The organism is Bacteroides sp. MSK.18.37, from assembly GCF_019129155.2.
Lineage (GTDB): Bacteria > Bacteroidota > Bacteroidia > Bacteroidales > Bacteroidaceae > Bacteroides > Bacteroides ovatus.
This window is the reverse complement of sequence record NZ_JAHOIB020000001.1, coordinates 5,041,116-5,055,644: the sequence shown is the minus strand read 5'-3', so window position 1 is coordinate 5,055,644 and position 14,529 is coordinate 5,041,116. Positions and strand designations below refer to the sequence as shown.

The window sequence follows — 14,529 nt, the reverse complement described above, 5'->3', positions numbered from 1 at the left end:
TCCACTATGAGAGAATCAAACGATGTGCCAAAAAAGTAAAGTTTTTATTATCAACAGATTAGAAAATAAGAAAAGTGTCCATTTTCGGACACTATGCCCAAAAGTGAACGTTCGATTATTCGCAGTAGTTAGGAAGGCGCACAGTGAAACGAGTGCCTTTACCTACTTCGGAGGTGACGGAGATGGTACCATTCAGACGTTCGATGATGGTCTGACAAATACTTAATCCCAAACCTGCTCCTTGGGTGAAATTATCGACTTTATAGAATCGTTCGAATATATGACGGATACCTTCTTCAGAAATACCGACTCCGGTATCCTCCACAAAGATGCGGGTGTAGCCGGGAACCTCATCATCTTCATAGCCGAAAGTAATGAAACCGCTGCTCGTAAATTTAGCAGCGTTATTTATCAGATTATTCACGACTTGCTGCAAGCGTACATTATCTGTCGTGAGATATTTCTTATCACTTTCGGGCATACGCAACACCAGTTCTACTCCCGGTGGCATATTCAAGCGTTGAGAATCATGGACGGTCTTTAATAACAGCGGCAGGTTATGCTCGGCGAACATAAATTCCATGGTTCCCGATTCGATACGTGACAAATCAAGAATATCATTAATCAAAGCTAGCAACAGGCCGCAATTTTTATTAATGGTTCCGATAAACTGGGCAATCTCTTCGCTTGTAAAACCACTCGTATCGCTTAGCAAATCGGAGAAACCTACAATCGCATTCAGCGGAGTCCGAATCTCGTGACTCATGTTGGCAAGGAATGCCGATTTCAGTTTGTCAGCCTGGAGGGCTTTATCACGAGCCTCTCTCATCTCCTGCTCGGCAGTCTTATATCGCTGGATACTCTGGCAAACACCTAATATATTGTACAATGAATCTTGTGTCAATCCCGTGATTACGGAAGAACGATATTCCCACCATTCATACTCTCCGTTGACATTCCGCTGACGGAAATTCAGACGGGTATTGGAATCTTCTCCTGTCAATGCTCTATTAAATAACGGACTTATTTCCTTCAAATCATCAGGATGGATAGTGCGATCCATTTCATCACGGGAGATGGTAGTAACCGATTCATCGTATCCAAGACGTTTCAAGAAACCTTGCGGGAAAATGAAACAGTTGGTTTCCATATCAAACTGCCACGGATAGATGGAGCTTTCGTCTACTGCCATATCAAAGAAACGCTTCTGCATTTCTTCATTCGAAATATTCCGTGCGGAAAGTGCCATACCGGTAATCGCATCCTTTGAACGGATCGGGACTATTTCCCCCGACACCGGGAAGTATTTATCACTATGCACTTCTTTCATGAAAGCTCCCTGGGGTATCTTCACACTTTCTCCTTTAGCAGCTACCTGCTTCAGCATAGAATGAAGAATATCCTGACCGTTATAATATATCTTGAAGATGCTGCCTGCCATCATTCCTTCATAAAAACGGCCCCCTGACTCATACGGCAAATGCAGCATTTGTAATAAGGAGCGGTTTGTGAAATGAATGTGCAAATCGGTATCATACGTTATCACACCATCACGGATGGAATGAAATACATTATCAAACTCATTACGCTGTTCCACAAGTTTATTCTGCACGAGCAGACGGGTCTGTGCCTGAATCCGTCGTTTGGACTCACGCCGGTTGGCACGCATCAACCACACGATAGAAGCTATCAGCAACGCCAGGATAGACGGATAGAGCAGTATAAAAAGGTATTTATATTTTTCCCAATACGGTTCGTTGACGATGGTCCCGCTAGAGGATACTTTATCAGGGTCAATATGAAAATAATCCAACTGTTTATAGTCATAGATGAATCCCTGCGTGATTTCTGTCACTCCTATTTCTTGGGGAGATGTACCTTTTAAGACTAAAGCAGCCCTTTGAGCTGCCGATAATGCTGAAGCATAACTATCGGAATCGTATGCACAGAATACGCCATTAGTTAACCCCACATTCTGACTCGAAAATACGGGAGCTTTTGAGTTTTTGCCAACGAATGAAAGGAAAGGCGACCATTTAGGAGCAACCACCAGACGTTCGTAGCTGTTACGAGGGTAACAAATAGCAGCAATGATGTGACTCGTTGTATGATTTTGGGTATTATAGACTTTCATTCTATAATCCGGATTGTCTTTTTGAAAGATTTTCCACTCTTCTTCAAAATCTTCAAGGCCTTTGTTACTCAAAAAGCTGTTATCTATCACACATACCACTTCTTTCCGCTGGGGAAATATCTTTTGCGCCTGACGCAATATGACATCAAAATCCGGATTGGCAGTGAACCCGCAAACATTGGGATGAGTAGCAATCAGCTCCATATCAGGATACTTAATGCCGAAAAACACGACCGGTATCTGCAAAGGCAACGAATCTCCACAGGCAAAAAGAATATAGAAAGCTTCATCACTTGCTGTTATAATCAAATCGGTCTGCCTGTCACGAGCACGCTGACAAAAACGACGCATAATTACTTTCTCGGAGTTGAATGCCCAAAAATCGGCATCAAGATACTCCGTTGTTATATTCACCTTCAGGCCACTTTCTTTAAATCCTTTGACCAACCCCTGATTAAGGTCGCTATGCCAAGGAGTCTGTGAGGTGTATGACTGTACAAACAGGATATTGTATGTACGTTCCGCTGCTGCCGCCTGAATAAGAACAGCAAAAAACAGAACGATAAGCAAACAATAGTAGCGTCGATTCATATAATTAAAGCCTGCGGTGTTTTCAATATTATGCCGACAAAGATACGTTAATTATATTGAAAACAAACAGATAGCCCAAGTTTTTTATTCTTCGCGCAACGCCTCGGCAGGGTGTATGCGAATTACCTGACGAGCAGGAAACCAAATGCCAACGAGAATCATTAAAGACATCAGGAAATAGGTTATGACAAATGTAATAAGAAAACGCACTACTCCCCACTCCATATACCCTTCAGTCAACTCCAGATGGCCGATATTATAACAGATGACGGCGGCAGGCAAAGCAGCCAGAGTCAACAATAGCAATCCTTCTTTATTTAAACGTTGCCAAAGCTGCATCCGGCTGGCCCCGACTGCTATACGAAGCGCAGACTCGGCACGACGGTGCTGCGTACGGAACCAGAAGGTGCCGACAATGCCCAATAGGATATTAAGCAATAAGAATCCCATCATCCAGAAACGTACCTGTACCTGATTATAGCTCTCTTGCTGGAAATCATTCCGTATATCTTCATAATCATGCACTTTCAAGATGAATAAGTTGCCGACACTCAACTGGTTGGCGGACAATTTCATCAAATGTTCCGCAAAGTCTTTAGAAGTCCCCGGCTTCACACGCAGACAAACTTCTACACTTGAAGGATAAAGTTCATCGTCAAGTTCGACCATTATCTTTTCAGGAAGTTCAATGGCTACATACCGATCACTGTAGTTAGGCCAGAAGTCATTGTAACGCACCTTCTTCGAAACTCCCCCTATCTTGTACACTTTCGTAGAATCATCCACATCGACCATTTCTTTACCCAACAGCGTACGATCGCCTTTATAATCTTTGGGCAAGAAATTTTCACCAACAACGACATTGCCATTCCTTAAAGCTTGCACCAACGGCTGATAACCACTCCCATCAGCACTTTGATAACGAAAGACCTGAAAAAAGTCAGGGGTTACCGAACGCCGTAGCGGATTACTAACTAATGTATCGATACGTAACATACTACCGGAGTTACTCCCGATATAGGGACGCGCATTATTGGATATTGAAACGGCCTCCACTTCCGGCAATCTCCGGAGACGATTAGTCAACTCGATAATATCTTGTCCTAAAGATGTACTCTTTTGCTCTTTCGAAAGATAGGAATTACTCTTGTCGTTTTTCAGGCTTAGTTCCAAATAATACGTATCGGTAATATCAAATCCTACCGGTTCGTAATAAGTACGCGCTGTCACATACGTCCAGTCGACCACATACCACAGGACCACAAAAACAATTAATAGTTCTGACCATAACCATCCGTTTGACCGGCGCTCGTTCCATATTTGTTTTAATAGTTGCATTTTCTTTAGAATTTAGATGAGTTGAAGAATTATCTTTCGTTGATGGCATCCACAATATTGGTGCGAGTTACTCTCCATGCCGGAATGGCGGCACTTAATAAATTGAGTAGGAAGCAAGCCAGAAATGCCAGCAGGAATACGGTAGGATCGAACAGTAAGTCGACACACATGGTCCGCAAATCTTCCACCCCATTGGATACAAAGTCTACGGAGAAAAGCATTCCTCCCAAAAGGAAAGCGGCGACATAACTTAATACCAGTCCGAGAATTCCTCCGAACAGGGAATAAAGCATATTTTCGGATAGTACCTGCATCATAAGCTCCCGTCTGGGGGCACCAAAGGCTTTTCGCACTCCTATTTCGGAGATACGCTTACGCATGCGTGACAAAGTAAGTCCGGACAAGTTGACGGCAGGAACAATCAATAAGACAAGTAATGTCAGTATGTATTGCCGTACTGCTTCTTTCACAGCAGGAGGATTGTTGGCGGAATAGCGTTGCGCGGCTACGAAATAAGTATCAGGCTGTCCGCGATAGAGTAAATCGAAATTGGGATGCCCTGCCATAAAGATAGCCCGCAAGCGGTCTGCCTCCTGACGAATAGCCGGAAAATCGTCTTTCGATTTAGCCAGTATATAGACGGCAGTCATACCCATGATATTGTCATCGCCCCAAGTGGCTGTGAAGGCACTTGTTGAACTCAAAGGAATCCAAACTTGCGCATAGGCGTACTTCGCCAGTTTAGAGACCGGACGTACCACTCCGCAAACAATATAAGCCGAATGATTCAGAAGGAATGTTTTTCCAACCACTTCTGATGTTCCGAACAAACGGCGAGCCATATCTTCAGAAATCACAGCTTTTGCTGCTCCGGCATCAAAATCGGCATTATCATACGGTTTACCGGATAGAAACTCAAATTCAAATATTTTCCAGAAAGCATCGTCTGTTTGCAACACACTACAACTTTCCATCTCACCTGCCGGTTTAGCAGCCAGCATTGTTTCCTGCCAGATATTGGTTATGGAAACAACTTCGGGAATTGTCATTGCTTTGAAACAAGCCTTTGCCGTATTGTATCCGATAGGGCCATTGCTTTGCCAATTCACGTTGGACTTACTTTGAAGTCCGGCAAACCGGAAAATAAGCATCCGGTCACGATGGGTTTCCGGTGCAAAGGGAGCAATAGTCGCACGTAAAGTAATCACAATTACCATTATCATAGCAATAGCCAAAGCTGTACCAATAATGGAAATAGATGAAAGCAGTTTATTTTCTCCCAACAGATGGAATGCTTGTTTAAAATAGAGTTTTATCATGATCGTTACCAGTATAGAGTTCAGTATATTTCTTACTCGTCTTTTTTATTCTTCTTCGATTAGGTTCCACAGAAGTTCGTCAAAGAACGTTCCATATTAGAAATTCCATCCCTTCTTTGTTATATCCTTACATTTCAGGTTTTTGTGATTGATTTTACCAACACCATCCTTTTTAAAGAAAGCAGTATCAGCCTTACCCGATAAAGTGATATTCCCTACTCCATCCACTTTAGCCTTGATAAGGCCACAGTCAACATTCATTTTCATATTGCCTACTCCGTCGACATCGAGTTTCAGTTCATCGCAATGAAGATTTTTCACGTTGCAATTTCCCACTCCGTCAAGTTCGAAAGCTATATTTTTAAGATTCAATTTTTCCTTTGCATCAAAGTTCCCTACCCCGTCGATTTTCACTTTACTCAAATCGGGAGCAGTGATGTAAAAAATCAGATTCTTGACATTCTTTACGTTCTTCTCTTTATAATCGATAACCAGTGTACCGTTCTTCACCGTTACCCGGGTTTTCTCCACAAATTCGGAAGGCCCTTCCAAACGGCAGGTACATTCTGCCGATTGAGCGAAAATAATATTTCCGACAGATTGCAGGTTGATGGCAGAAAAGTCGCCTACATTATAATCTTTACTCACATTTTGTGCCGATAGCGAACAAAAAGCAACACTTAACAGGACAGCTATCGCAACGATGAAAATATTCTTTGTCATGGTGGTTTTTAATTTAGAGAAATATTAATCTGTTTTTCTATTTAGTTTCATGTATAAAACGCAGGTTCTACTGCACCTGTCGTCCGTCAAAGAAACGAATGGTACGCGAAGTCTGCTTTGCCTGTTCTTCATTATGGGTAACCATGACGATGGTGCGTCCGTCTTCTTTATTCAGTCGGTGAAGCAGTTCCATGACTTCGGCTCCCATCCTTGAATCCAAGTTACCTGTCGGCTCATCGGCAAGGATTATTTCAGGATTACCGATAATAGCACGGGCAATAGCTACACGTTGGCACTGACCACCGGAAAGTTGTGTAGGAAAATGTCTCATACGATGGCTTAATCCTACTTTTTCCAATACCTCTTGTGCCAACCGCTTTCGCTCACTACTGCCAACACGGCGATAAAGTAAAGGCAACTCCACATTATCCGTCACATTTAACGAATTAATCAGATGAAAAGACTGAAACACAAAACCAAGCGTTTTATTACGAAAAACGGCCAATTCTTTGTCTTTCATTCCTTCTGTACGTATTCCATTGATTTCCACTATTCCCATGGTAGGTGCGTCAAGTAATCCCATTATATTCAACAATGTAGATTTTCCGCACCCGGAAGGTCCCATTATACTTAGGAATTCTCCACGTTCTACCGTCAGATTCACATTTTCCAACGCTACCGTTTCAATCTCATCAGTACGGTAAATTTTGGAAAGAGAGTTCAATGTTATCATAACTTCTAGTATTTAATTTATTTAATCTTCAGCTTATTCTTGTTCTTATATGCACTCATATCGCTTACCACTACCTTGTCACCCGGTTGCAATCCACTCAAAACTTCTACATATTCAAAGTTTGAATCACCCAATTGTATCTTACGTTTGACCAGTTCATTGTCAGAGTTGCAGACAAACAATTCGTATTCACCACGCCCCACATAGAAAGAGCCATTGGCAACACGCATCACATCTTCCTTCACGGCATTCATCACATAAACATCTGTCTTCAATCCGGAGCGCAGACGACGGTGATTATCTTCCTTCAACTGAACCGTGAATGATATGACGCCATTCTTGGATAACGGTGTTACACTGCTGACCGTTCCTTCCAGTTTATCGCTTCCTATCTTAACAATTGCTTTTCCTCCGGCTGCCACACGGTCGCCATACGTATCAGCAATCTCGCCTTCTACCTTAAAATGACTTAAATCGGAAATGATAGCGACTTGTCCGCCTTCGGAAATCTGCGCACCAATCTGGTTATTAATATAGGTAAGAATAGCTCTGCGCGGAGAACGGATTTGCGCATCATCCAAAGTACGTTTCTTTTCGGAGAGACTCTTACGGAAGATATTAAAATCAAGTTCCTGTACTTTCAGTTCAGCAGCAGCCACCTCCTTCTCATTTTTATATTGCTGCCGGAGTTGTTCGTACTCTAACTGGGCAACATTATAGCTCAATTCAGCTTGGCGCACTTTATCCGTTGTTCCCGCACCGAGACTGTCCAAATAGTGTTCATTTCTCAACTCCACCTTCATCCGGCTTAATTTCATAGCCGAAACTTTGATCTGCATCGCCATATCCGAAAGCTTCGTCTGATTATTGACACGAAGCTGATCGAGCTTATACCGACGCATCTGCTCTTCGTCCAGCAACTTTTTATATTCGGTTTCCGTACTCTGAAGATCTAGTTTCAGAATCGGAGTACCTACATCTACGCTATCTCCTCCTTTTTTATAAACTTCAAGAATACGACTGTTGATTGGAGAATTGATTATTTCTTCAAATGCAGGAACCACCTTGCCGGAAGCACTGACACTTACCTCAATAACTCCTGTATCGACTGTGGAAAAGACAAGTTCTTTTGCCTCCACTCCTGCCCTTAGTACAGATATAAGTACACCAATGACAACAATACTTGCCACCCCGATGGATGAATAACGAATGATCTTCTTATTACGTTCTTTCTGACGTACCTCTTTAGGAATTTCTCTGTCCATATCTGATCGTTTACGATTTTATCATGTATCAATTTAGCATTTCATATACCAAATCTATGCCAAAAACGTAAGTAATTGATAAATAGAATATAACAAAAAACAAAGGGTGTCCGATATCGGACACCCTGTACGAATTTACTGTTCAGAATATGAATCTATCCACCTGTCGGCGGAAGGTCAGTACACCTGGATAATGACGGATTGTCAACTACGGTATAATGACTTCTCATTGACTATTTTTTCTCTTGTCCGGAAGGTTGCTGAATCTCCTGCGGAGAGTGTTGCTTCGGTTCCTGTATCAGTTCTTTTCCCCAATGATTAGTCTCCTCCAGCTTTTCACGATCGCGAATTTCTTTTGCTTTACGGGCATAGACAATCATACGCATGGATTGATCGTAAGTGAAATAATTCCAGATCCAATTTAAGAGCACAATCACTTTATTACGCACTCCAAGGATAGAACGCAGATGAACAACCAGCCACATCACCCAGGCAAACCATCCCTGCATCTTTACTTTACTAAACTCTGCTACGGCACGATTGCGCCCGACGGTCGCCATCGAACCTAAATTGCGATAATGGAAAGGTTTCATTTCCTGTCCTTTCTCCATACGAATTAGATTCTTTGCCAATAGTTCTCCTTGCTGGATCGCCACTTGTGCCAGTTGAGGATGCCCGTTCGGGTAATTTTCATCAGCCAACTGAATACATTGGTCGCCAATAGCAAACACATTGTTCATCCCTTCTACACGGTTGAATGAATCGACTTTAATACGTCCTCCACGCCCAATCAGAGAGGCATCCAGATTGCCGATAGTCACACCGGTAACACCACTCACCCAGATAAAAGTACGCGTGGCAATCTCTGTACCATCTTCGAGTACTACTTTATGGTCACGATAATCCACAACACGTTTATTCAACAGGATATTTACTCCCATTTCACGGAGAAACTGTTCAGCATGTGCAGAAGATTCTTCTGACATTCCGGCAAGCAATCGCGGCCCGGCTTCAATCAAATAGATATGCATCAGACTGCTGGGCATATCAGGATAATCATTCGGCAAGACGAATTTCTTCATCTCGGAAAGTATTCCGGCTACTTCTATCCCGGTAGCTCCACCTCCTACAATTACAATATTCAATAACTCTTGTTGTTCCTGCTTCGTTGAACAGGTCAGCGCTCGTTCCAGATTAGCCAGAAGAGCGTTTCGCAATCCCATCGCTTCTGACACATTTTTCATCGGCATGGCTTCCTCTTCGATATGTTTATTACCGAAATAGTTGGTTGTAGTACCTGCTGCTAACACCAGATAGTCATATTCTGCTTTTCCGATGGAAGTCTGTATCATATTCTTTTCCGGGAAAATGGCACGTACTTCCGCCATACGGAAAAAGAAATCTTTCCGATGCTGGAATATTTTACGGAAGGGGAAGGATATGGAAGTTGGCTCCATACCAGCCGAAGCCACCTGATAAATCAAAGGAGGAAACTGATGATAGTTGTTTTTATCTATCAATACGACTTGAAAGCCTGACTTTTTCAGCTTGTTAGCCAGTTTCAAGCCACCGAAACCACCGCCTACTATGACGACACGTTTCTTATTACTTTTTGCAATGTTTAGACTCATATTCTAATCATGTTTTATCAAGATAATAACACATGAATGAGTCATTAAGTTTCCGAAATTCGAAACTTTTGAGAGAAGTCTCTACCGCAGACGCAATCTATCTCCGATTTCCGGAACATACTCACCATCCTTACGATTCATCTTATACAGATTTTTGAGGCGGATACCATATTTTTGAGAGATGCCATGCATGGAATCTCCATCTTTCACAACATATACAGTATAAGGTTTGGAAGCCTTTTTCTTCTTGCTCTTCAGGTAGATGATATCTCCTTCCATCAAGGTATAATCACGCTGCAAGTCGTTGTACTTCACAAGTTTCCTCCAACTAATATCGAATTCCTTGCCTAAATCTTTAAAGGTATCACCGTTGCGGGCTACCACATAAGCAATATCATTAGCGATATACACCTGATGCGGGCTCATCAACCAAGGATTCTTTTTCAGTTTCCGTTCCGAATATACCCCCTTACGGTCGTATTTATACAAGTCATAATCTTCGATAATTGTAATCAGACGATTAGCATAAGAAGGATCGGTAGCATAGCCTGCTTTTTTCAGTCCACGCGCCCAGCCTTTATAATCGGTGATGTCCAGTTTAAAAAGAAAAGCGTAACGGGCACCTCTTCTAAGGAAGTCGGAATGATCTTCGTAAGAGTCACGCGGATGCTTATAAGCACGGAAACATTCGTTACGGGCATCATCATCATGACGAACCGTACGTCCCCGCCAACTGCCACCACACTTAATACCAAAGTGGTTATTACTCTTTCGTGCCAACTGGCTGTATCCGGCACCGCTTTCCAGCAATCCTTGTGCCAATGTAATACTCGCCGGAATCTTATGAAGCTTCATCTGTTCAACAGCCAAATCACTATACTTATTTATATATTCGATATAACGGGCATTTCGTTTCTGTGCCTGCACTCCTACGGCAAAGAAGAAAACAATGGTTAAAAAGATAAGTCTATACAGTTTATTCTCCATTTTAGTTCAGATGTGGATTAGATGGCACAAAAATCCGAAAAATAATTGGGATTATCAATCTCTTTCCTAACTTTGTAACATTAATTGTAGAAACCAATACCCTAACGTATATGAGAGACCTCACAATTACCGCTATTATTAAAGTATATCAATATGATGAGTTGAATGAGGCCGATCGGGCACTTATGCAGACTGCCATGGAGGCAACAGCTCGTAGTTATTCTCCGTATTCCCATTTCTCCGTAGGTGCCGCTGCGTTATTGGGCAACGGAGCTGTTGTGACAGGAACCAATCAGGAGAATGCCGCCTACCCGTCAGGACTTTGTGCGGAACGCACTACCTTATTCTATGCCAATTCCCAATATCCCGACCAGCCGGTTGTCACTCTTGCCATCGCGGCACGAACGGAAAAAGATTTCATCGACCAACCGATTCCTCCCTGCGGCGCTTGCCGGCAAGTGATTCTGGAAACGGAAAAGCGTTACAAACAACCCATCCGTATCCTATTATATGGCAAAGAATGTATCTACGAAGTAAAAAGTATAGGCGACCTACTGCCATTATCATTTGACGCATCAGCAATGGAGGATTAATTATGTTACAACAATATCACACGAAACTAAAAGGAACACTCGCACTTACAGACTCTTATCTGACAGAAAAAGCACTGCAAAAAGAAAAAGGGCTTTATAAATTTATATGGGTACGCAACGGAAGCATCACAGTAGAAATCGACCATCAGGAAATGATACTTACCCAAGATGAAGTGATTTCACTCACTCATCTGCAACACCTCGAATTTAAATCGATTGATGGTGAATACCTGACTTTGTTGTTCAACAGCAATTTCTATTGTATCTATGGCAACGACCATGAAGTGTCATGCAGCGGTTTCCTGTTCAACGGTTCTTCTCACCTGATCCGTTTTACCCTGAATGAAAAAGAACGTAAAGAACTCGACACCATTACCGAAGCACTGGAAAACGAGTTTACCGTTTCCGACAGCCTGCAGGAGGAGATGCTACGCATCCTGCTAAAACGTTTCATTATCCAATGTACCCGGATTGCACGTCACCGCATGAATATCACCCGTGAAAAAGAATCCGGTTTTGAGATTGTCCGCCAATACTATAACTTGGTCGACGAGCATTACCGGACGAAGAAACAGGTGCAGGACTATGCCGATATGTTGCATAAATCTCCCAAGACACTATCGAACATCTTTTCTACCTGCAAACTGCCTTCGCCGCTTCGGGTTATCCACGAACGGGTGGAAGCGGAAGCTAAACGTCTCCTGCTTTACAGCAACAAAAGCGCCAAAGAGATTGCCGATATTCTGGGATTTGAAGACCAGGCTTCTTTCAGCCGTTTCTTCAAAAATATGACTGGACAGAGCGCCGTGCAATTCAGAAACACACAGGAAGGGAAAAATTGACAAGGCATACGGAAGTATTGCTATTTTGGGGGTAGTGGAAATGGACGACCTTTGCAACATAAGATAAACCCATTAAAACCCCAACAAAATGAAAGAGAAATTGATCGCTTTACTGACCTTCACTTCAAGTCTGAAAAGTTTTGGTATGAAATTTATCCGCGTTGCCATCCTGGTAGTATTTGTATGGATAGGCGGATTGAAGTATTTCCATTATGAAGCCGACGGGATTGTTCCGTTTGTTGCCAACAGTCCTTTTATGAGTTTCTTCTATGCTAAAGGTGCACCCGAATACAAAGAACATAAAAATGCGGAAGGTGCTTTTGTCCCGGAAAATCGTGCATGGCACGAAGCAAACCGCACTTATACTTTCTCTTACGGACTGGGAGCTCTTATTATGGGTATCGGCATACTGGTATTCTTGGGAATCTTTTTCCCAAAAGTGGGATTGGCAGGCGACACCCTCGCCATTATCATGACGCTCGGCACACTTTCTTTTCTTGTCACCACCCCGGAAGTCTGGGTTCCCGACTTGGGAAGCGGAGAATTCGGTTTCCCATTACTATCCGGTGCAGGGCGGTTGGTGATTAAAGACATTGTGATCCTGGCCAGTGCCGTAGTGTTATTATCCGACTCGTCACAACGCGTACTCAAAACACTTAAAAAAGACTAAGACAACCACTAAAGAGGATTCTGACTTCTTGCCATTGCGGAACAAATCGTATTTTCAGACTGTTATATAGTCTCATACAAATCGTTAATACAAGAAGTTATGAAACAATATGATGCAATTATTATAGGATTCGGCAAGGCAGGGAAAACCCTGGCTGCCGAACTTTCCAACCGCGGATGGCAAGTGGCCATCGTAGAACGTTCCAACATGATGTATGGAGGAAGCTGTCCGAATGTAGCCTGTATCCCAACAAAGACGCTGGTGCATGAAGCCGAGGTTTCCGCTTTGCTTTACCACGATGATTTTCCGAAGCAGGCGAATATGTACAAACAAGCCATCGGCCGAAAGAACCGCCTCACTTCCTTTCTTAGAAATGATAATTACGAAAGACTAAGCAAACGTCCTAATGTGACTATCTATACCGGAACGGGGTCTTTCATATCCGCCGATACCATAAAAGTGGAACTTCCCGAAGGAGAAATCGAACTGAAAGGAAAAGAGATATTTATCAACACGGGGTCTACTCCCATTATCCCTGCAATAGATGGTATTCAGCAAAGTCAGCACGTATATACCAGTAGTGCGCTTTTGGACTTAAGTGTACTTCCTCATCACCTGATTATCATAGGTGGAGGATATATCGGACTGGAGTTCGCTTCTATGTATGCCGGTTTCGGCAGTAAAGTGACGATACTCGAAGGAGGAAACAAATTTATGCCTCGCGAAGATCGGGATATTGCAAACAGCGTCAAAGAAGTGATGGAGAAGAAAGGTATTGAAATCCATCTGAACGCTCGTGCACAGTCTATCCATGACACGAATGACGGAGTGACACTGACTTACTCGGACATATCCGACGGTACTCCTTATTATGTAGATGGAGATGCCATTCTTATCGCAACGGGACGTAAACCGATGATTGAAGGATTGAATCTGCAAGCAGCGGGTGTAGGAGTTGATGCTCACGGAGCTATCATCGTAAACGATCAGTTACGCACTACTGTTCCTCATATATGGGCAATGGGAGATGTGAAAGGCGGATCGCAATTTACTTATGTCTCGCTAGATGATTTCCGGATTATCCGTGACCAGCTCTTCGGTGACAAGAAACGTGATATCGGAGACCGTGATCCTGTGCAATATGCAGTGTTTATTGATCCGCCATTGGCACATATCGGAATCAGTGAAGAAGAAGCTCTGAAAAGAGGATATTCATTTAAGGTTTCCCGGTTGCCGGCTTCCTCTATCGTTCGTACCCGCACATTAAGGCAGACTGATGGTATGCTAAAAGCTATCATCAATAATCATAACGGGAAGATTATGGGCTGTACTCTATTCTGTGCCGATGCTTCAGAAATCATCAATATCGTAGCTATGGCGATAAAAACAGGGCAAACCTCTACATTCTTGCGCGATTTTATCTTCACGCATCCCAGTATGAGTGAGGGATTAAATCAACTGTTTGATGTATAAGAATAAGAAAGAATATAACTCACTTCTAAAACAGAGCCTCTGAATAGGGTAAACAGAGGCTCTATTTGGAGTAATCGGAGGCTCTGAATGAGGTAAACGGAGCCTCTAAATAAATGAAACTCATTCTTTTTCAGTCTTAATAGAGTGAAATCTAATAGAAAGTGTTATCTTTGCAACCAAGTTAAACTATATACCTACCGCAATGAGAATTAGTAAGTAAGACAACACTT

The 14,529-nt window shown here is 42.7% G+C and carries 12 protein-coding genes; 4 read left to right on the top strand and 8 right to left on the bottom strand.

Annotated elements, in window-relative coordinates; all coding sequences use genetic code 11:
* Positions 1-115: 115 nt before the first annotated feature.
* The 8 genes from KSX81_RS19440 to KSX81_RS19405 all read right to left on the bottom strand — a co-directional run bounded on the left by KSX81_RS19440 (position 116) and on the right by KSX81_RS19405 (position 10,721).
* Complete coding sequence (locus KSX81_RS19440; protein WP_217725830.1) at positions 116-2,725, bottom strand: PAS domain-containing sensor histidine kinase; 2,610 nt, start codon at positions 2,723-2,725, stop codon at positions 116-118.
* A gap of 84 nt (positions 2,726-2,809) precedes the next feature.
* On the bottom strand, positions 2,810-4,063 hold the full coding sequence (locus KSX81_RS19435; RefSeq protein ID WP_217725829.1) for an ABC transporter permease: 1,254 nt from the start codon (positions 4,061-4,063) through the stop codon (positions 2,810-2,812).
* A gap of 29 nt (positions 4,064-4,092) precedes the next feature.
* Entirely contained in the window at positions 4,093-5,382 is a 1,290-nt protein-coding gene (locus tag KSX81_RS19430; protein WP_008025744.1) for an ABC transporter permease, read from the bottom strand.
* A 96-nt stretch (positions 5,383-5,478) separates the two neighbouring features.
* Complete coding sequence (locus tag KSX81_RS19425; RefSeq protein WP_004314288.1) at positions 5,479-6,105, bottom strand: GIN domain-containing protein; 627 nt, start codon at positions 6,103-6,105, stop codon at positions 5,479-5,481.
* Positions 6,106-6,172: 67 nt separating this feature from the next.
* On the bottom strand, positions 6,173-6,838 hold the full coding sequence (locus KSX81_RS19420) for an ABC transporter ATP-binding protein (protein ID WP_008644652.1): 666 nt from the start codon (positions 6,836-6,838) through the stop codon (positions 6,173-6,175).
* Positions 6,839-6,855: 17 nt separating this feature from the next.
* Positions 6,856-8,103, bottom strand: coding sequence for an efflux RND transporter periplasmic adaptor subunit (locus tag KSX81_RS19415; RefSeq protein WP_217725828.1), 1,248 nt, complete (start codon positions 8,101-8,103; stop codon positions 6,856-6,858).
* 233 nt (positions 8,104-8,336) lie between these two features.
* A complete protein-coding gene (locus tag KSX81_RS19410; protein WP_217725827.1) occupies positions 8,337-9,734 on the bottom strand; it encodes an NAD(P)/FAD-dependent oxidoreductase in 1,398 nt (465 codons plus the stop codon).
* Between the two features lie 81 nt (positions 9,735-9,815).
* Positions 9,816-10,721, bottom strand: a complete 906-nt coding sequence (locus KSX81_RS19405; protein ID WP_217725826.1) for a glucosaminidase domain-containing protein — start codon at positions 10,719-10,721, stop codon at positions 9,816-9,818.
* Positions 10,722-10,831: 110 nt separating this feature from the next.
* Between KSX81_RS19405 and cdd the strand changes: the two genes are divergently transcribed.
* The 4 genes from cdd (at position 10,832) to KSX81_RS19385 (ending at position 14,299) form a co-directional block, all read left to right on the top strand.
* Positions 10,832-11,314: a cytidine deaminase gene (gene cdd / locus KSX81_RS19400; protein WP_195359351.1), complete on the top strand. Its 483-nt coding sequence runs from the start codon at positions 10,832-10,834 to the stop codon at positions 11,312-11,314.
* 2 nt (positions 11,315-11,316) lie between these two features.
* Positions 11,317-12,156: an AraC family transcriptional regulator gene (locus KSX81_RS19395; RefSeq protein ID WP_004304233.1), complete on the top strand. Its 840-nt coding sequence runs from the start codon at positions 11,317-11,319 to the stop codon at positions 12,154-12,156.
* An 88-nt stretch (positions 12,157-12,244) separates the two neighbouring features.
* Positions 12,245-12,826 carry a DUF417 family protein gene (locus KSX81_RS19390; protein WP_004304234.1) on the top strand — a complete coding sequence of 194 codons (582 nt, stop codon included), beginning with the start codon at positions 12,245-12,247 and terminating at the stop codon, positions 12,824-12,826.
* A 99-nt stretch (positions 12,827-12,925) separates the two neighbouring features.
* Positions 12,926-14,299 carry an FAD-dependent oxidoreductase gene (locus KSX81_RS19385; RefSeq protein WP_008644648.1) on the top strand — a complete coding sequence of 458 codons (1,374 nt, stop codon included), beginning with the start codon at positions 12,926-12,928 and terminating at the stop codon, positions 14,297-14,299.
* Positions 14,300-14,529: the final 230 nt, after the last annotated feature.